Raw genomic sequence first — 19,662 nt, 5'->3', positions numbered from 1 at the left:
GGTCTGTGTTATGCGGCTCTGTACTTCTTCGTATTCACTGCTCTGATTAAGGCTCTGGATCTGAAAACTCCTGGTCGTGAAGATGAATCTGAAGCAAAAGTTGTGGCTAACACCAGCAATGATGAACTGGCTAAGAACATCACTATGGCGTTCGGCGGCAAAGAAAACATCAAAGACCTAGACGCTTGTATCACTCGTCTGCGTGTTACTGTAAACGATGGCAGTAAAGTAGATACAAACCGTCTGAAAGAGCTGGGTGCAGCCGGTGTATTTGCTAAGGGTGATAACTTCCAGGCAGTATTCGGTACTCACTCTGAAATCATCAAGGGTCAGATGGAAACACTCGCTTAAGTATTCCTCTCCCTGAAACCCTCAGATTCAGCCCGGACTCAGGTCCGGGCTTTTTATATACATGGATACAGGTTTCTGTATAGTAAAGAAAAAATTTATATCTACACCAAGATAGAAACCATAATGGTTTATCAGAAATCCGGAATATTGAACATGTATAGCAAGGCACTGATCATTTTTGGGGCTGCATTCTCATTTAGCAGCATAGCAAGCGACAATACTGTTTCTGTGTTGCAGATTGAACCCTATTACAAGGGAACACCGTGTGAAAATGAACACAGTTACCATTTTAGTGTTTCTAGCGGAGATCAAAGACATATCGGTTCTACACAGCCCTATGGTAAAACAGAAAACATCAAGTTATCGACTCTGGATGAGTCAATAACAACATATTTTGGTAATGCTGTTGAAAAGTATATTCATCAGTCCGACTATAACCACCAACTCACAAATTTCCAGATAACAACAACAGAAGTCATTCCGTTTGTGTTCCACTCTCCCGTCAAAACAGAATCAATACAGAAAGACGGTAAAGATAATCTGATTTATAAAGTGTCATACAAAGGACTGGTTAATGAAGTCATAGACAGTGGATATGTCCGGTCATATCAGAAATGGCTAGATGCAGATATAATATGGATTACCACCAAATGCCTGAATGCCGATAATACAGACGAACTTGGTTTTGCTGATCGACAATCTTCCATCACGGAAAAACGCCCTTCCAGACCACCAACAATAATTACCAGACATGATAACTCAAATGAAATGAAGGCCGTCGCTGCTCATGAGTTTGGGCATACAATGACATTGAAACATGACCTAGATACACAGCACTACTATGACAAGACTACCTTAGATTTAAACGATGGCGGCGTAGGTTTACTGGTTGATCAAGGTAATAATGACTATGTCCGGACACTTATGAGTTACTGTCCTAAATCTGGTAAATGCGGCATTAACCAAAAGCAGCCATTTTCTAATGGAAGCGTCAAAGGGTTATATGATGAACATGTCGTGAAAAACTATCAAAATACTTTAGATTGCAAGTCAACTGGCAATAAAGAGGTAAAGGCTAAAGCGTGTAATAAGCTAAATGACTTCTCCCCTAACTCTATGGCTGTAATTTATGATGTTCTGCCAAAGATGATGGAATGGAGTAATATTTCCCAGTCCGATTCAGGCAGTAAAACCGTGTTCAGATTAGGTAACTCCATACGATCCTCAAAACTTAGTGATTATTTTAAGACAGGAGCCCAATCGACCGCAGTCATAGGAACACCATACAATGATAACTACACCGGCATCAAAAAAGGTGAAGATGTATATGTAACAGCCGGTTTTGACAAAATTAATCCAGGGCTAAAACAAAACTCAAAAATCAAAATAATAGTCGACCCGGAATATTTTATCTCTGATAAGAAATACAGCCCAGTCAACTACACCTTAGTTGAATTCGCAAAATCTACGGAGATTAACAACCGAACAAATAAAGGTTACTGCTTTTATTTGCGAAAAGGCACTCATGAACACTACAAAGAGTTATCTAAGAAATACAATAAGTTATCTGACAAATCCAAAGAAAAAGTGAGCGGACAGAAACTTCTGGCAAAAATTAATCTATACCAACAGGGGCTATTCTCAAACTTATGTTCCGGCCCTGAAAATGAATCAAATAGCCAAGACATTATGGAAGTCTTCTTTTTAGGACTACCTCTGGTCATTGGGCTTGAGGAAAGATATGTCTCTAATGACATAGATTTTTATAATGACATGATGACTATTCTTCAAGAGAAGCCTATTGAATAGATCATAGTAAGCAGACAGCGTTGACTGTCTGCTTAGTGTGTCTAATCTACACCCACTGTCCCGCAACGTAGCCACTACTCCAACACCACTGAAAATTGTACCCCCCCAGCCAACCGGTGACGTCCAATACTTCACCGATAAAATAGAGACCAGGAACCATCTTAGCTTCCATTGTCTTAGATGAAATATAATCAGTATTGATGCCACCGAGTGTCACTTCAGCCGTTCGGTAACCTTCCGTTCCGTTGGGGATAATTTGCCAGTGTTGCAGCAACTGTTCGATAGCCTGTATATCTCCCGGGTTCAGTTGCTTCAGAGGCTTGTCAGCCAGTTCCTTTCGCTCAATCAACACCTCGACCAACCGTTTGGGCAATACTCTTGCCAGAGTATTTTTTAGGCTCTGGTTCGGATGCTTTTCCCGGGAACGGATAAGCAGTTCTATAATATCAGTTTCCGGCACAAGATTGATGCAGACAGCCTGCCCAGGCGTCCAATAAGAGGATATCTGCAATACCGCCGGCCCGGAAATACCACGATGGGTAAAAAGAAGCGCTTCCTTAAATACTTTTCCGCCTTCTGTCGTAATTTCAGCAGGAATTGCAATACCAGACAACTCTTCCAGATGTTCTTTATCTTTTTTATGCAGAGTAAATGGCACCAGTCCCGCCGTCGTCGGTACGATGGGCAGACCAAACTGCTCTGCCACTTTATAACCAAATGGTGTCGCTCCCAGTTTCGGCATAGAAAGTCCACCAGTAGCAATCACCAGTGAATTACATTCGATCTGCTGTGTATTGACACATAACCGGAAACCAGAACCGGTGTGTTCGATGGAATGGATATCTGCCTGATAGCCGAATTCAACCAGCTGCGAATCACACTCTTGCAGCAACATTTGTACAATCTCTTTGGCTGAATCGAGACAGAACAACTGGCCGTGTTCCCGCTCTTCATACCCGATACCATATTCCGAAACCAGTCCGATAAAATCCCAGTTTGTGTACTGAGATAATGCCGACTTAACAAAATGAGGATTCTGACACAAATAGTTACTGGCAGAGACATCGTAGTTGGTAAAATTACACTTCCCTCCACCAGAAATCAGGATCTTGCGTCCCGGTTTCTTAGCGTGATCCACCACCAGTACCTTACGGCCCCGTTTACCAGCCTGCGCAGCACACATCATACCTGCAGCACCGGCACCAATCACAACAACATCAACTTTTGTTGTCACAGTTTTCCATCCAGTCATAAAGAAAAAGTTAGCAAATACTTCTATTACACAAGTAATAAACCGGCTTGCTCCTTTCAGTTATTAAGACCGGAACAGCCAAATCAGATACAAATAAAAAGGATGTGCTAACTACGCACATCCCCGCTAATTGAATGGTATTTTAACCATTCAGCTTACCATTGCCAACACAGGCACACCCTACACACAAACTTCTTACTACTTTCATCCCTCTCAGATAATAAATCCGGCCAGCAGGGTTACCCCCAGCAAGTTCATAAACAGGATAAACAGTCCTCTGACCTTATCGCATTTTTTGATAAATACAGGATCGTGATGATGCATGTATTCACGACTCCGGATGTAATAGAAAAGACGAACCTGTTTAGTCATGTTGCCGTGAGTGGTAAAAAATCCACGGCCATCCACTTGCTGATACAACAAAGGATGCGCTTCACGCATAACATAAAGCAGCGAACGCAATGCAGTAAGCGCACGCGCCAGATTAACACTCACCACAACCATCAATGTGAACAAAACAATATCTGCACTGATCATCTTTTCCTCCTCACACCTTCAGAGATGCATGCAGAATAGAGATGGACAGAACAAAAACTATCTTCGTCTTATCTGCTGGCTCTTAAGCCCCGTCAGCATCCATTATTGAAGATGAACCTTCTTTTGCCATTGTTGCCAGATCTTTATCAAGAAGAAACAGTGACTTACCATCTTCACCAATCAGATCCAGCTTATCTAAAATTCCTTTAAACAATTTCTCTTCTTCATGCTGCTCCGCAACATACCACTGTAAGAAATTGAAGGTTGAGTAATCCTGCGCAGTGAAAGCACCATGAGCCAGCTTATTGATTTTCTCCGTAATCATCACTTCATGCTCATAGGTTTCCTGAAACACTTCACCAAGACTGTCAAAACTGTGTCTTGGCGCTGAGATAGTACCGATAATCGGTAGTGCTCCTGTTTCACTCACATAGGTGAAAAGGCGCTGCATGTGCTGCATTTCTTCTGCGGCATGTGCCCGTAAAAATGCAGCGGCACCTTCAAAACCCTTATCCTCACACCATGCACTCATTTGTAAGTATAGATTGGATGAATAAAATTCGAGGTTAATTTGATCATTTAGTTGATCAATCATTGTTTGAGAGAGCATCTTTTCTCCTTGTTAAGACTGAGTTACTTCCACTTAGGTGACCGTTTTATAAGACTTTTATCAATAAGAATAATAGTACGATCACACCCACACTGGCTGCCAGAAAAAACCGCATCTTTTCTGAGATCATATCTGCAAAAAACTTCAGAATTTACTGCTAATCTTAGTACAGATACCTCGAAAAGGAGTTAATTCTATGTGTTACAAACATATTCTGGTTGCCGTAGATCTTACCGAAGAAAGTAAAATCCTTATTCAAAAAGCCGTTGCTCTTGCCAAACCAATTGAGGCGGAGATCTCTTTTATTCATATCGACGTAAACTATGCAGAGGTATATACAGGGCTGATCGATATCAATCTGGCTGCAACACAGAATCAGGCGATGGAATCGTCTAAACAACAGCTACAGGAGCTGGCCAAATTTGCTGATTACCCAATCAAGCACACTCTGGTCGGAGCCGGAGATCTAGGTTATGAGCTGAAAGATGCCATCAAACAGAAGGAGGTCGATCTGGTGATTTGCGGACACCATCAGGATTTCTGGAGTAAATTACTTTCATCAACCAAACAGCTACTGAACAATATGCCGGTAGATATGCTGGTCGTACCGCTGGATGCCGGCTGATAACCCCAAAGAAACCGGTAGCTAATTTTAAATAAACAGGTAAAATGCGATTGTTTTTTACTCATTAGTCAATCCATTTTTATTTATTTGGTTACCAATAATGTTCTACCTTTCTGCTGTCACCCTGTTATGGGCGTTTTCCTTTAGCCTGATCGGCGTTTATCTTGCCGGTCAGGTTGATTCCTGGTTTGCTGTGCTGATGCGTATCGCTCTCGCTGGGCTGGTATTTATTCCTTTTCTGAAATTCCGTCAGGTTCCCCGTTCACTGATCCTGAAACTGATGGCTGTTGGCGGCATACAGCTTGGTCTGATGTACTGCTTCTATTACCAGTCCTTCCTGTTGCTATCTGTCCCGGAAGTACTGCTATTTACTGTCTTTACCCCTATCTATGTCACTCTGGTGTATGACCTGCTCAAAGGGCACTTTTCTCCCTGGTACCTGCTCACAGCAGCGATTGCTGTTGCGGGTGCTGCTGTAATTAAGTTTGCCGGAATAAATTCTGACTTTCTGACCGGTTTTCTGGTCGTTCAGGGAGCAAACCTCTGCTTTGCCATCGGTCAGGTTGGTTATAAATACATCATGGAACAGGAAGAAATGAAGCTACCGCCACATACGATATTTGGCTACTTCTATCTGGGGGCATTGTGTGTTGCCGTTGTGGCTTTTGCCCTGCTAGGTAACCCGGAAAAACTACCGACTACCGGCCTGCAGTGGGGTATTCTGATTTACCTTGGTCTGATTGCTTCCGGGGTAGGATACTTCCTGTGGAACAAAGGGGCCTGTATGGTCAATGCCGGTGCTCTGGCTGTGATGAATAATGCACTGGTTCCGGCAGGACTCGTTGTCAACATTTTGATCTGGAACCGCGATGTGGATATGCTGCGCCTGCTGTCTGGCGGAGCGATTATCCTATTATCTCTGTGGATAAACGAAACCATTGTAAAACGGAAAGTGCACCAGCAGTACGGTGCCTGACAGGATATCGGTAGCGTTTTCATGAAGGAAACGCTACCTCCCTTCAGAAAGCATTAATGTAATGATGCGGCATCCTTTACAGACAGCTTATGAGTAACAATACCGGTTACCTGATGAATCTTCATCAGCTGATGTTCAATTTTCTCCTGTCGTTCCGATAGCTTTCTCTGGTTTTTATCAACTTTTCCCAGCTTTTTCTCTAATTTCTTCTGCTTTTTTACCGCCTTTTTAATCTTTTTCAGCGGTATTTTCGTTGCCTTTTTATTACATTTATCCCCAGTATGATCAGCATGCCCGACTGGCAGAATGGCAGGAATAGAAGCCGGCCTACAGAGAACAGCCTTATCAGCCGAAGTCCGGGCACAGGTCTGACAAAGATAACGTGGTTCTTTGACCAGAGAATGGATAATACCGAGATTATCCGCGATATCCCGACGGTTGAATTTACATAATCGTTTAGCCATATACGACTCCAGCTAAAAATGCACCGCTGCGGTACACAATAACAGGAAACGCATAAGTGCAATTAAGAATCATTATTAAGCAGATAATACGATAACAACCGGGATTTTCAAGCAGGAAATACCAGCCCAAAAGTGCATATATGATTAACTCATTGATGCTTTTACATATACGTCAAAACGATTTTTTTTGGTTTCGATCACCATGCTCGGTTTTTTTTCTGCCAGCCAGGGGGCATAATCCGGGCGTTTTACGACAACCCTTTTTTCTGCCAGTCTCAGCGCGGGTTCCAGCAAAGCGTCCGCATCAGCATCGGCTCCGACCAGAGACTGAAAAACCCGCATTTCTTTTTTTACCAACGCTGTTTTCTTTTTATTCTCCGGATGAGGATACATAGGATCCAGATAAACCACGTCCGGATAGATAAAGCTTTTTTGCTCAGCCAGTGTTTCCAGAGCATCATGACTGGAAGCATGCAGAAGTGACATCCGCTCAGATACCCAGTCTCCGATATCAGGATCCTGCATTGCCCGTTTCAGACCGTCTTCCAGCAGAGCCGCTACTACCGGATTACGCTCAACCATCTGTACCCGGCATCCCAGCGATGCTAGCACGAAAGCATCTCGCCCCAGTCCAGCGGTAGCATCCAGAATGCTAGGTGTTACCCCTTTATTCAGCCCAGCTGCTTTGGCAATCGCCTGACCTTTTCCTCCGCCGAATTTACGCCGGTGGCCTGCCGCTCCTCCAACTAAATCCACATAGATTGCACCCATCCGGGGTTCATCCAGTTTACGCAACTCCAGCCTTTGTGCTGTCAGTACCAAAGCAAATACACTCTCTTCATCATGGCAAAGATGCCATGATGACGCTATATCTTCTAATTCTGGCCGTAGGCTGCTCTCTTCGCACAATAACTGTAGCTGCACACTGAACTCCATCATAGTTATGAGTCAACGGAGGGCAATATTCACTGAACATTGCCCAAGGTAACATTATATAAAACGGGAAAAGTCTTTAATCTGCATAACCAGAAACTTTATCAAAATGGTATTATCCGGAAAACGGTTCTTCCCGAAGAATATCATCAACCAGCTCTGCCAGCGGCTTAGGTTTACTAATCACATATCCCTGTGCGTAGTCAACGCCAAGTGTAAGAAGGTTATCAATAATCCGGACATTCTCAACAAACTCGGCAACCGTACGCTTACCCATTTCTTTAGCCAGATCATTGATTGACCGAACCATAAGGTAATCGGTCTGATTGGTATCCATATCCCGGACAAACATACCGTCTATTTTTACAATATCAACCGGAAGTTTTTTCAGATAGCCGAACGAGGAAAGCCCGGAGCCAAAATCATCCAGAGCAATCAGACAACCTTTCTCTTTAATACGGGTAAACAATTCGATCGCCTGATTCATGTTCCCCATTGCTGCCGTTTCCGTCACTTCAATACACAATTTCTCATTCGGTATCGAACTCTGCTCAATCGCCTCCAGAAGAAAACGGACAAAATCCCGGTTACCGATAGTTTGACCGGACAGGTTTATCGCACAGACAGAAAGCTGCTCGACCACCACGGGGTGCGCTTCCAGCCAAGCGAGAGTTTTGGTCACAACCGCTCTGTCTATCAGATGAGCCACATTGTATTTCTCTGAGGCTGGCATAAAGATCCCCGGAGAAATGTATCCCCCATCCGGGTGACGGATACGCACCAAAATTTCAAAATGCAGTTTTCTTCTGCCTTCATCGTCATTCAGATCCAGAATGCGCTGGGCAAACAATTCCAAACGGTCGTGCGCCAGAGCTTCGTGCACCAGACTGACACTTTCCATTTCCTGTTGTCGCTGACGCAGCTCTGCATCTTCAAAGTGATACAAGTGGTAACGGTTACGCCCTTCATCTTTAGCCGCGTGACAGGCTGTATCCGCCTGCGCATGAACCATCTGAGGCGAATCAGCCGTATGGTCAATCATTCGGATGCCGATAGAACAAGTAATATTCAGTGTAATATTACCCCAGGTAAAGGCATTGTTACTCAGAGCATAAATAATGGCCTGTGCTATCTTCTGTGCGGTAATTTCATTGCTATCACGCAGCAAAACCGCAAATTCATCTCCCCCCATGCGTGCCAGAGTTGAACTGTATGGAAGCTCCTGCTCCACAACAACCGAGGCAAATTTAATCGCCGCATCTCCCGCTTCATGACCGGCGGTATCATTCAGTACCTTAAGCTGATCAAGATCCAGATACAGCATTGCATGTGTACGCATATGCCCTTCAACTTCCCGTAGTGATTTTTCCAGCTCAAGCTCAAAGTGGTTACGGTTAAAGGCTTCTGTCAGTTGATCATATCTGGCCTGATACTCCAGTTGCTCGGTCAATATATGAATCTCAGTGATATCTTCACCCACAATCAGCAGTTGTCCTTCATCACCGATAGGGCGCACATTTTCCCGGATCCAGAGCTCCTGCCCCTGTTTATGTCGATAACGGATCTCCCGCCGCCATACCCGCTGCGTACTCTGCTGTGGTTGTATTAACAGCAGCCTTACGGGGAACGCTTTTTCGTCAGCATAAAAATCCTGCAGGCAATGCCCCAGCAGCTCCATCTCCGTATAGCCCAGTAATTCCTCAGCAAACTTATTCACTACCTGAATTCGGTTATTTTCATCCAGAGTCAGCATCATCACCGGCTGCTGTTCATAATAGGTACGCAGTGTTGCTTCCCGTTCAACCAGTTTGTGCTGAGTCAGTTTTCTTGCGGTAATATCACTGGCTTCCAGCATATATTGCTGTTCATTGCCCGCTTCGGGAGGAAGGGGATTCACAACGACATCCAGCAGATAACTTCCCTGCTCCGGAGACATGACTTCCATTTCAAAACGACTGGATAACAACTTATCCGTTGAAGCAAAATAATGCTGAAGGCGTTGCGCTCCGCTATCTTCGAGAGCCGGGTGATACCATAGAGATTGCTGCAAATCAAAGCGTCGGGACGACAATAAAGCCTGTAAACGGGGATTAGAAAAAAGAAGACGACCGGATTGATCTAAAATACCGATAAACTGGTGGCTCTGTACCAGCATAGATTCCAGCAGCACTTTATTCTGGTGAGCTTTACGTTCACTATTGTGAAGCCGTCGTAAATAGTAGCCCAGCACAATGATGACCAGCAGCATCAGAAGTATCAGACTGAATGTATGAGCCAGACTCTCCTGAAATGTATCGGTCCATTCAAAACCACTATGATAAGAGTGTACAACGAATACATCTTCACTAGTCTCCGCTACGGTCAGCATACTCCAGCAAAGAATGAACATACCTATCAGTATTCGCACAGCAAACGTCTCGCAGGGAAAAAGGCTATAAAAAGGGTTCTAATAGTATCATTCATACTATTTAAATATACTAATTATATAACCTTGTTAGAGACAGGACTCTGATTATGCACGCATCCACCCGCCTGGATGACCTCGACCGCGCCATTTTAAAGACCTTAATGGCGGATGCCCGCCGTCCTTATGCTGAAATGGCCAAACAGTTTGATGTCAGCCCGGCCACCATCCATGTTCGTATTGAAAAAATGAAAGCCGCAGACATTATTGAAGGTACAGAAGTCATCGTTAACCCAAAAAAACTCGGTTACGATGTCTGCTGTTTTATCGGTATCAATCTGAATGCCGCCCGTGATTACCATTCGGCGCTGGAAAAACTCAATGCGTTAGATGAAGTGGTTGAAGCATATTATACCACTGGTGCCTATAATATTTTCGTTAAGCTGATGTGTAAAAATATTGAAGAACTGCAATATGTGCTGATTGACAAACTGCAGGCGATTGATGAGGTTCAGTCTACCGAGACTTTGATCTCACTGCAAAATCCGATCAGTCGGAATGTGGAACCCTAAGCGGTTAAAACAGCAGAAAGGGGCTTATGCGCCCTTTCTGCTCTGGTTTTATGCAAACTTTACTGAATTTCGATACCTGAATGTCTCAATAGAGCATCGATTTCCGGCTCACGACCACGGAAGCGTTTGAACAGTTCCATCGGTTCTTCACTGCCACCCATTTCCAGAATATGATTCAGGAAACTCTGCCCGGTTTCCGCATTAAAAATACCTTCTTCCTCAAAGCGGGAAAATGCATCTGACGATAACACTTCCGCCCACAGATAACTGTAGTAACCGGCACTGTAACCACCGGCAAAAATATGACTGAAAGAATGAGAAAAACGGTTCCATTCCACACTTGGTAGCACAGCGACCTTTTTCTTCACGTCTGCCAGCGTTTCCAGAATCCGGGCACCCACATCCGGGTCATATTCCGTATGCAGAGTAAAGTCGAACAGACCAAATTCCAACTGACGCAGAATAAACATCGCAGACTGAAAATTCTTCGCTGCCAGCATCTTATCCAGCATTTCCGAGGGCAGAGGCTCTCCGGTTTCATAATGACCGGAAATAAATTGCAGCGCCTCTTCTTCCCAGCACCAGTTCTCCAGAAACTGGCTTGGTAGCTCAACCGCATCCCACGGCACACCGTTAATACCAGAAACAGCCGACACATCCACCTGAGTCAGCATATGGTGAATACCGTGACCAAATTCATGAAACAGCGTCGTCACTTCATCATGGGTAAACAACGCAGGCTTATCACCAATCGGTTTGTTGAAGTTACAGGTCAGGTATGCCACCGGCGTCTGCAGTTCACCAGACTGAGTCACACGACGCACACGGCATTCATCCATCCACGCCCCACCCCGTTTATGCTCACGGGCATACAAATCAAGATAAAAGCTGCCACGAAGTTCATCTTTTTCATCAAAGATGTCGAAAAAACGCACCGACTCATGCCAAACATCCACCCCCTCTCTTCGCTCTGCCACCCGCATATTAAACACACGCTTCAGAACCTCAAACAGGCCACTGACCACTTTTTCTTCCGGGAAATACGGGCGCAGCTCCTCTGCTGAAATTTTAAACAAATGCTGCTTCTGTTTTTCACTGTAATAAGCAACATCCCACAGATTCAGCTCTGTCACTCCATACGTTTCCTGTACAAATGTCCGCAGCGCCTGCACCTCCCGTTCCCCCTGAGGCTTAGCCTTAACCGCCAGATCATTCAGGAAATGCAGTACCTGAGCCGGTTCTTCCGCCATCTTGGTTGCCAGTGATTTTTCACTGAAGCTATTGAAGCCCAGCATACGGGCAATTTCATGACGCAGCTTCAGTTGCTCGACCATGATTTCACTGTTATCCCACTGACCGGCATTCGGCCCGCGATCTGACGCCCGGGTAACATAGGCTTCATACATCTCCCGGCGCAATTCCTGATTATCACAGTAAGTGAGAACCGGCAGATAGGACGGCATATCCAACGTCAGCAGCCAGCCATCCTGTTCTTTCGCTTCTGCAGCAGCTTTCGCAGCGGCTTTTGCACTGTCCGGCATTCCAGCCAATTCCGTTTCATCAAGGATCTGTCTGCTCCAGCCCATCGTTGCATCAAGTACATTATTAGAAAACTGAGACCCAAGCTCAGACATCCGTTTGCTGATTTCACCATAACGATGCTGTTCGTCTGCTGGCAGACCGATACCGGACAGTTCAAAGTCACGCAATGCATCGGTAATGCTCTTCTGCTGCGCCGGTGTCAGATCTGAAAATGCATTACTCGCTTTGATTACTTTATACGCTTCATACAACCCTTTATGCTGACCAACCCAGGTCGCATACTCAGATAACAGCGGAAGACAACTTTCATACGCTTCGCGCAGTTCCGGTGAATTCACAACCGAATTCATATGGCTGATCGGCGACCAGATCTGCCCCAACCGGTCATCCACTTCTGCCAGCGGTACACAGATATTTTCCCAGCCAGGCGCATCATTGCCATGCAGTACCTTTTCCACTTCAACCCGGCAGTCTGCAATCGCCTGCTCAACCGCCGGTTTTACATGCTCCGGCCTGATATGCGAGAAAGGGGGCAAATCAGTAAATGTCAGAAGAGGGTTGGTCATAGCATGGTTCCTTTATCGATTCATTATTGTCAGGGCATGCTGATATTCAAGCGGTGTTGCCACCCTATACTCTATGCCCATATACGGATATAAATGTAGGCTGAATATCAGAATTTCAATAGTCAGGTAGTCTGACTTATAATCACCTTAACTCAAATTTATCTTTTACACATCCCGAGAGAATCACCTTGTTAAGTTACCGACACAGTTTTCATGCAGGAAACCACGCAGACGTGGTTAAACATATCGTTCAGAGCCTGATTCTGGATGCCCTGAAACAAAAAGATAAACCCTTTGTGTATCATGACACTCACTCAGGTGTAGGCCGTTATGACCTCACCCACGAGTGGTCAGAAAAGACCAGTGAATATAAGCTGGGCATTGCAAAAATCTGGGAAAAAGCGGCATCAGAAGAAACCCCCGTTCCTGAAGAGCTAAGCAGTTATCTGGATGCGGTTCGCAGCCTGAACCCGGATACAACACTGCGCTATTATCCGGGTTCACCCTGCGTTGCCCGGGCACAGATTCGTCCTCAGGATCGCATGGTACTGACCGAACTGCACCCAAGCGATTATCCTTTACTGGAACAGGAATTCCACCGGGATCGTCAGGTGCAGATATATAAGGAAGACGGCTTCCGGCGACTGAAAGCCAGCCTGCCTCCAAAAGAACGCCGGGGACTGGTACTGATCGACCCGCCTTATGAGCTGGCAAAAGAATACCGCGATGTAGTGACGGCAATCGCTAACGGTCATAAACGCTGGGCTACCGGTATCTATGCAATCTGGTATCCGGTTGTCAACCGCTGTGATATCGACGATATGCTGGATGGTCTGGCCTCTCTGGGCATCCGTAAGATCCTGCAGGTTGAGCTGGGCGTGTCTCCAGATACCCGAGAACGAGGCATGACAGCATCCGGTATGATCGTTATCAATCCGCCATGGAAACTGGAAAGTCAGATGCAAACCGTACTGCCTTTTCTTAAAGAAACGATTGCACCGGCAACCGGACACTATAAAGTGGAGTGGGTAGTGCCTGAATAACAATAACGGAGAAAGTAATGACAACACATTTTGATTATATCTGTATCGGAGGTGGCAGCGGCGGCATTGCCTCAGCCAACCGAGCGGCCATACGTGGTGCTAAAGTTGCTTTGATCGAAGCCAGAGAGCTTGGAGGCACCTGCGTCAACGTGGGTTGTGTCCCGAAAAAAGTAATGTGGCATGGAGCACAGATTGCTGAAGCCATCAAACTGTATGCCGATGATTACGGCTTTGATGTCGATCTAAAATCCTTCAACTGGCACAAACTGGTTGAAAACCGTGAAGCCTATATTAAACGCATCCATGAATCGTATAACCGGGTGCTAGGAAACAATAAAATCCACGTTATCAAAGGCTTTGCTAAGTTTATTGACAATAGGACTGTCGAAGTTAACGGCGAACAGTACACAGCAGAACATATCCTGATTGCCACCGGTGGCCAGCCAGCAATTCCTGATATTCCGGGAGCAGAATATGGTATCGACTCCAACGGATTCTTTGAGCTGAATGAACAGCCAGGACGGGTTGCTGTTGTCGGCGCGGGTTATATCGCCGTAGAGATTGCAGGCGTGCTCAATGCCCTTGGCTGTGAAACCCATCTGTTCGTGCGTAAGGGGTCGAAACTACGCAGCTTTGACCCGATGATTATCCAGACTCTGCATGAAGTGATGGATGCAGAAGGCCCCAAAGTACATACCCATTCAATACCTAAAAAAGTCGAAAAAGAAAACGACGGCTCTCTGACCCTGTACCACGAAAACGGCACTTCGCATAACGTGGATACCATTATCTGGGCCATTGGCCGTAACCCGGCGACCGATGCCCTGAACCTTGAAGCAGCAGGAGTTGATACTGATGCTCGCGGCTACGTGAAAGTCGACGAATACCAACAAACTACAGCAGAAGGCGTGTACTGTGTTGGCGATATTATGCAAGGAGGCATAGAACTGACTCCAGTCGCAGTAAAAGCAGGCCGCCTGCTGTCTGAACGCCTGTTCAATAACAAGCCTGATGCAAAGATGGATTATGAATTGGTACCGACAGTGGTATTCAGTCATCCACCAATCGGCACCATCGGCCTGACCGAACCAGCAGCAAAAGAGAAATACGGCGAAGAGAATATCAAGGTTTATACTTCTGCCTTTACCGCCATGTATACCGCTGTTACCCAACATCGTCAGCCATGCAAAATGAAGCTGGTCTGTCTGGGTGAAGAAGAAAAAGTCATCGGTCTGCACGGTATCGGCTTTGCTGTCGATGAAATGATTCAGGGCTTTGCTGTGGCCATGAAAATGGGAGCAACCAAAGCGGACTTCGACGCAGTGGTAGCAATACACCCGACCGGCTCTGAAGAGTGGGTGACCATGTAGTCTGGTAACCGACAGACCAGCAGTTTTATTGATATCTATTAATAGCTGACCTTATTATCTTTCAGTATAAGGTCAGCTATTCCGACATTTTTTCGGCTAAAAACTCTAATCAAGGTCTTATCTGTCACATTTAATTTCACATCACAAAAACGTATAATTTTTGCACAACCATACATTATACTTGTGAGCATTATCATGCATAATATGATTTCAGATTCACAATTGTATTCTCTGGGTTAAACTACTGTTATAAGAATTAAAATAATCAATAATAATAAGTTAGGTTTTCGTACGATCTCAGGGATGTTGGTATGCTGAAGAGTTTATGACCAGTCTCATCTTTTGATGTTCACCTTTTGAGATGATTACGGCAATAATGTCGTGTGCCGGAGTCTCGTTAGGACAACAGGATCAGATTCAGCCGTTACGAACGACTAACAACTGCAATGATACAGGTTGTTCTTACGGATCCGGCTCGGATTTTGCTAAAGATTATCATTGAAGAAATTTATCTGCGTCTGTTGATTGAGTTTCAGATGAGTGGGGGTTGCTATGCAAACTGTCATCAATTCGAGTCCATCCAGCCGCTTTAAGCCTCTGAACCAGCAGGCATTTGTGACTGATGCTCAACAATTCTATGATTCAATCCGCTATCACAATATCGGGTTGGTGCTTGCTTTACGTCCGGCTACCACCAAACAGTCTCAAATAGATAACTTCATTGATGCAATGGCGTTATCCAAATCCATAAAAACATTCGGTCAGATCAGTAACGAGCTGTTTATTATCTTTATTTCTCAGGCTGTATGTGAACGACAAAATCAGGTTCGTGCAATCCACAGCACTATCTATAGTTTCTTTTCCGAGCTGAAAATGCTGAACCCTAGTGCCCATCATTTTGCAATTTCCGGTAAAATCGGTGTCTCTGTGCTAGGCTACGATGCCACATCAATCAAGGGAGCCACTATTCACGCGTCTCAGGCAACCATGGAACAGGGAACCACAGCAAAACACCGAGTCAGCATCTATGATTCAAATCTGAGTTCCGAACTGAAGCGATACCGGATCCTTGAAGACTTAGTTGCGACTGAAATCAATAACAATGACCTTAATATCGTCTACCAGCCAGTCATTAATTGTCACAGTTGGAGTATAGACGGCTATGAAGCCTTATGTCGCTTTAATGCGAATGAAGTACTACAGACCAATACCAAAGAGCTGATCGGTATTGCCGAAGATTTAGATATGGTATCAGAACTGGATCTGCTGGTTTATCAGAAGGCATTCAAAGAACTTCATTCAACATTGAAGAAAAAAAATCAGTTTATCAATATCAATCTGTCTCCCAATACCAAAACCAACATTGATAAACTGTTCCAGTATGTCGAACTGCTGGCTGATCAGGAAAACATTTCTCCCGAACAGTTGATTATTGACGTTAATGAGGTTCGTAATACATCCCAACGTTCAAATTACGAAACCCAGTTAGCAGATGTTCGCAGCAAAGGAACCCGTATCGCTTTGGATGATCTGAGTATGGGCTTTTCACTCGCCCGGCATCTGGCGTCCGGTAACTATGATTACCTGCGGGTCAGCCGGAAATATATCCGTAACTTTACCGAACAGAGTGAATACTATCAGATTGTCAAATTACTGGTCGGTTTATGTCACCGGTTTAAAGTTAAAGTGATAGCAGAAGGTATCGAAACTCTGGAAGAAGCCCAGCTACTAGCTTATCTGGGTGTGGATTTTATGCAGGGCTATCTTTTCTCTCCTCCGGTACCGGTGAAAAAGCTGCTTGAAGTGGAAAAAGAGGTTCAGAGTATCCTGAAAAGACTGCATGTTAATGGACTGAGTGCAGGCAGTAACGACGAAGAAGAAAATGATGGTCCAACAGTGATTACGATTGCCAATAAATATCTGCCACGGCTGGATCCCGGAGACTCACTACTGCTGGCACATGAATATTTCGGCTCTAGTGCCATTTCTGTATTACCAGTAATCGACAATAAACAGTGTGTGGGTATTGTGACTCGTGAACTGCTGAACCTGCACTTCACCCCAGCAATGGGAACAGAGCATGAAACCACCCGGGAAGCCGCCATCTGGCAAAAACCGGTAAACAGCCTGATGAGCGTGAAGTTTCCTCGTCTGGATGCCCAGTCCCAGATCAGTGAACTCATCTATATGATTCAGGAACAGGGATATCAGCTTCCGGTGATTCTGGTTGAAGGAACAATATTCCGGGGTATTGTCACCGAACGAGATTTGACACGTTATCTGCTGAAGAAAAGCGGACTGAATAGCTCAGGTAAGTCAGCGTCATCAGGAAATCGTAAGATAGCCGAAGACAGTTCCAAAACCGAAGACGCCTATCCGGTCATTTAGTCTCCGGCGTTAAAATCATCTGCCACGGCAAAGAAGTATCACCAATAACGATAAAATCCGGATTAATCAGGGTTTCTCTCTGATTGTAGGAAAGAGGAATAAGGCTGGTCGTCATGATTTCGCCCCCAGCTTCTTCGACAATACACTGAGTTGCAGCAGTATCCCACTCCCCGGTTGGCCCCAGACGCAGATAGCAATCAGCCTTACCTTCTGCAACCAGACACGCTTTCAATGCAGCCGAGCCTAACGGTAACATTTCATACTGCCATGCCGGTGACAATTGCTGGGTAAGCCTGGAAATATTCTGTCTGCGACTGATGGTAACCCTGAGTGGTTGCTCGTCCTGCCTATGTCTGCGGCAGAGCAGCCGAACCTTATCCTGCTGTGGCCGACTTTTCCACGCACCCAGTCCGGAACAGGCATAGTAAGTCACACCAGAAACCGGAGCATAAACAACCCCCATCACTGGCCGGTTATTCTCCACCAGCGCAATAATTGTGGCAAAGTCACCACTACGGGCAATAAACTCCTGCGTGCCGTCCAGAGGATCCACTAGCCAGTATCGCGACCAGCCAACTCTCTCTTTCAGTGGTATATCTGCAGCTTCTTCCGACAACACAGGGATCTCGGGTGCCAATTGCGTCAGGCGCTCATGGATCAGATGATGCGCAGCCAAATCAGCGCTGGTAACCGGCGTATTATCGCTTTTGGTAAAAGCATCATATTGCCGGTTCTGATAAATATCCAGAATCCGTTGCCCGGCCGTATGAGCAATATCCACAGCCGCCGTTAATAAACGGGATAACTCAGACGGGTTGGATTCCATTATGCCTCCTGACTCTTTACTCTTGAGACTGAGCCAGAAAACGCTGCGCCAGCATCAGTGCCGCAATACTTCTTGCCTCAGAAAAATCCAGATGGGTCAACAGCTCATCGGCCTGCTGCAAAGGCCAGCGAACCACTTCCAGCGGCTCCGGCTCATCACCTTTCAGTCTTTCCGGATACAGTCCTCTGGCAATAAACAAGGTCATACGACTGGAAAAATAGGTCGGAGCCAGCACGACTTCCTTCAGTGGTATCAACGTTGATGCCCCAAAACCAACCTCTTCTTTGAGCTCGCGATTTGCCGCTGCATCAGGGGACTCTCCGGGATCAATCAGCCCCTTGGGAAAACCCAGTTCATAGCGATCTGTTCCGGCGGCATATTCCCGCACCAGCAGTAAGTCCCCCTGCTCTGTGACCGGAACTATCAAGACCGCATGACGTCCACTGGACTTCATCCGTTCATAGATCCGCTCAACCCCGTTGGAAAATTTAAGTGCCAGAGATTCGATCGTAAACAGTCTGGATTGGGCAATGGTATCCACTGACAGTATTTCCGGTTTTTGCTTTTGCCCCATATATCATTCCCCGCGTCTTACAATCTGATTAAGTGTAATGGATAAAAAGATCAGAGACTAGCATGCTTACAGCCGTCCTGAGTACACCAGCGGGTAGCGTCCCTGATGATCCGGTGTTCCCAGTCTGGTTAACTGAGCCAGCAACGATGAAGGAAACGCACCTCCCGGCTTAAACCAGGCTTCCAGTGTGTACTTACGATCCGGATTCAGAATAGCCGTAAATGCAGCCGAAAGCTGACGATTATTCTGACTGCCGGAAAGCTCAATCTGGTTTTGCTGACACGTCATATCAGCAATGAAAGTTCCCGGAGTAAGGGTGCCAAGCGGCGATACCAGTTCACTGTCACTCCAGATCAGCATGCCGGTTGCAGATTCACACCATGGTCGATCGTAACGATATTCAGCCATTGTCAGTTCCAGTTGCCCGGAAACGTCCACAGGGAACAACCACTCAGCTTTCTGCAGCACATGGGTTGCCGGCGCAGACACCTGCACCTGTCTTGAATAGAATCCTTTCAGATCGGTTCCCAACCGTCCCTTACCCTGCAGTTTCAGCTCACTATTCCGACCAAATTGCACTGCAAATTCCACCTTTCCCAGCCATAACTGACCCGGCTGAAAATCCCACTGAACCTGACCAAAACGCTCACCCTGCCAGCTCAGATTCTGCAGAGAACCATGCCACAGGCTACCCTGAACCCCTTCTGCAACCAGTCCGCGCACTTCAGGCATATTGTGTAACAGAAACGAAGCCGGAATATGGGCAATCACACTAATGAAAAACACCAGCATTAAAACCCATACTGTACGTATCATACCT

General features: G+C 45.7%; 17 protein-coding genes and 1 pseudogene. 8 read left to right on the top strand and 10 right to left on the bottom strand.

Annotation, left to right across the window (positions count from 1 at the left end; translation table 11 throughout):
* The coding region (locus CSW98_RS16605) for a glucose PTS transporter subunit EIIB (RefSeq protein ID WP_198517357.1) at positions 1–351 on the top strand (351 nt) is incomplete at its 5' end.
* 153 nt (positions 352–504) lie between these two features.
* The gene (locus CSW98_RS16600; RefSeq protein ID WP_100801596.1) at positions 505–2,160 is read left to right on the top strand and encodes a hypothetical protein; all 1,656 of its coding nucleotides are present in this window, start codon (positions 505–507) and stop codon (positions 2,158–2,160) included.
* Between the two features lie 46 nt (positions 2,161–2,206).
* Here the strand turns inward: CSW98_RS16600 and CSW98_RS16595 are convergent, their stop codons facing one another.
* The 3 genes from CSW98_RS16595 to ftnA all read right to left on the bottom strand — a co-directional run bounded on the left by CSW98_RS16595 (position 2,207) and on the right by ftnA (position 4,559).
* On the bottom strand, positions 2,207–3,394 hold the full coding sequence (locus CSW98_RS16595) for a BaiN/RdsA family NAD(P)/FAD-dependent oxidoreductase (protein WP_100801599.1): 1,188 nt from the start codon (positions 3,392–3,394) through the stop codon (positions 2,207–2,209).
* Positions 3,395–3,625: 231 nt separating this feature from the next.
* Positions 3,626–3,949, bottom strand: coding sequence for a universal stress protein UspB (gene uspB, locus CSW98_RS16590; RefSeq protein WP_100801595.1), 324 nt, complete (start codon positions 3,947–3,949; stop codon positions 3,626–3,628).
* Between the two features lie 82 nt (positions 3,950–4,031).
* A complete protein-coding gene (gene ftnA / locus CSW98_RS16585; protein ID WP_100801594.1) occupies positions 4,032–4,559 on the bottom strand; it encodes a non-heme ferritin in 528 nt (175 codons plus the stop codon).
* 196 nt (positions 4,560–4,755) lie between these two features.
* Between ftnA and CSW98_RS16580 the strand changes: the two genes are divergently transcribed.
* Together CSW98_RS16580 and CSW98_RS16575 are read left to right on the top strand one after the other, a co-directional pair.
* Positions 4,756–5,184 (top strand): universal stress protein, encoded by a 429-nt coding sequence (locus CSW98_RS16580; RefSeq protein ID WP_100801593.1) that lies wholly within the window; start codon positions 4,756–4,758, stop codon positions 5,182–5,184.
* Positions 5,185–5,284: 100 nt separating this feature from the next.
* Positions 5,285–6,160: a carboxylate/amino acid/amine transporter gene (locus tag CSW98_RS16575; RefSeq protein WP_100801592.1), complete on the top strand. Its 876-nt coding sequence runs from the start codon at positions 5,285–5,287 to the stop codon at positions 6,158–6,160.
* Between the two features lie 53 nt (positions 6,161–6,213).
* On the opposite strand, the gene CSW98_RS16570 is transcribed toward CSW98_RS16575, so the two are convergent.
* The 3 genes and pseudogenes from CSW98_RS16570 to CSW98_RS16560 all read right to left on the bottom strand — a co-directional run.
* Complete coding sequence (locus tag CSW98_RS16570) at positions 6,214–6,624, bottom strand: hypothetical protein (RefSeq protein WP_198517356.1); 411 nt, start codon at positions 6,622–6,624, stop codon at positions 6,214–6,216.
* 144 nt (positions 6,625–6,768) lie between these two features.
* On the bottom strand, positions 6,769–7,548 hold the full coding sequence (locus CSW98_RS16565) for a class I SAM-dependent methyltransferase (RefSeq protein ID WP_100801591.1): 780 nt from the start codon (positions 7,546–7,548) through the stop codon (positions 6,769–6,771).
* A gap of 124 nt (positions 7,549–7,672) precedes the next feature.
* A pseudogene (locus CSW98_RS16560) lies at positions 7,673–9,817 on the bottom strand (putative bifunctional diguanylate cyclase/phosphodiesterase); the annotation flags it as partial.
* Positions 9,818–10,071: 254 nt separating this feature from the next.
* Between CSW98_RS16560 and asnC the strand changes: the two are divergent.
* Positions 10,072–10,533 carry a transcriptional regulator AsnC gene (gene asnC / locus CSW98_RS16555; RefSeq protein ID WP_100801589.1) on the top strand — a complete coding sequence of 154 codons (462 nt, stop codon included), beginning with the start codon at positions 10,072–10,074 and terminating at the stop codon, positions 10,531–10,533.
* Positions 10,534–10,592: 59 nt separating this feature from the next.
* Here asnC and prlC read toward each other — a convergent pair whose 3' ends face one another.
* Positions 10,593–12,641 carry an oligopeptidase A gene (gene prlC / locus CSW98_RS16550; RefSeq protein ID WP_100801588.1) on the bottom strand — a complete coding sequence of 683 codons (2,049 nt, stop codon included), beginning with the start codon at positions 12,639–12,641 and terminating at the stop codon, positions 10,593–10,595.
* A gap of 188 nt (positions 12,642–12,829) precedes the next feature.
* Between prlC and CSW98_RS16545 the strand changes: the two genes are divergently transcribed.
* From CSW98_RS16545 to CSW98_RS16535, 3 genes are all read left to right on the top strand, one after another.
* A complete protein-coding gene (locus CSW98_RS16545; protein WP_100801587.1) occupies positions 12,830–13,684 on the top strand; it encodes a 23S rRNA (adenine(2030)-N(6))-methyltransferase RlmJ in 855 nt (284 codons plus the stop codon).
* A gap of 17 nt (positions 13,685–13,701) precedes the next feature.
* The gene (gorA, locus tag CSW98_RS16540) at positions 13,702–15,054 is read left to right on the top strand and encodes a glutathione-disulfide reductase (protein WP_100801586.1); all 1,353 of its coding nucleotides are present in this window, start codon (positions 13,702–13,704) and stop codon (positions 15,052–15,054) included.
* A gap of 552 nt (positions 15,055–15,606) precedes the next feature.
* Positions 15,607–17,442 carry an EAL domain-containing protein gene (locus tag CSW98_RS16535; RefSeq protein WP_100801585.1) on the top strand — a complete coding sequence of 612 codons (1,836 nt, stop codon included), beginning with the start codon at positions 15,607–15,609 and terminating at the stop codon, positions 17,440–17,442.
* Here CSW98_RS16535 and cysQ read toward each other — a convergent pair.
* The 3 genes from cysQ to CSW98_RS16520 form a co-directional block, all read right to left on the bottom strand.
* A complete protein-coding gene (cysQ, locus tag CSW98_RS16530; RefSeq protein WP_100801584.1) occupies positions 17,435–18,268 on the bottom strand; it encodes a 3'(2'),5'-bisphosphate nucleotidase CysQ in 834 nt (277 codons plus the stop codon). The genes CSW98_RS16535 and cysQ overlap by 8 nt on opposite strands.
* A 16-nt stretch (positions 18,269–18,284) precedes the next feature.
* Positions 18,285–18,842 carry an ADP compounds hydrolase NudE gene (nudE, locus tag CSW98_RS16525; RefSeq protein WP_100801583.1) on the bottom strand — a complete coding sequence of 186 codons (558 nt, stop codon included), beginning with the start codon at positions 18,840–18,842 and terminating at the stop codon, positions 18,285–18,287.
* Between the two features lie 66 nt (positions 18,843–18,908).
* Positions 18,909–19,658, bottom strand: a complete 750-nt coding sequence (locus tag CSW98_RS16520; protein WP_157810402.1) for a type II secretion system protein N — start codon at positions 19,656–19,658, stop codon at positions 18,909–18,911.
* Positions 19,659–19,662: the final 4 nt, after the last annotated feature.

It is taken from the genome of Vibrio sp. HA2012 (genome assembly GCF_002812955.1).
Lineage (GTDB): Bacteria > Pseudomonadota > Gammaproteobacteria > Enterobacterales > Vibrionaceae > Vibrio.
Note: the sequence above shows the minus strand (reverse complement) of the source record. Positions and strands in the feature narration are given on the sequence as shown.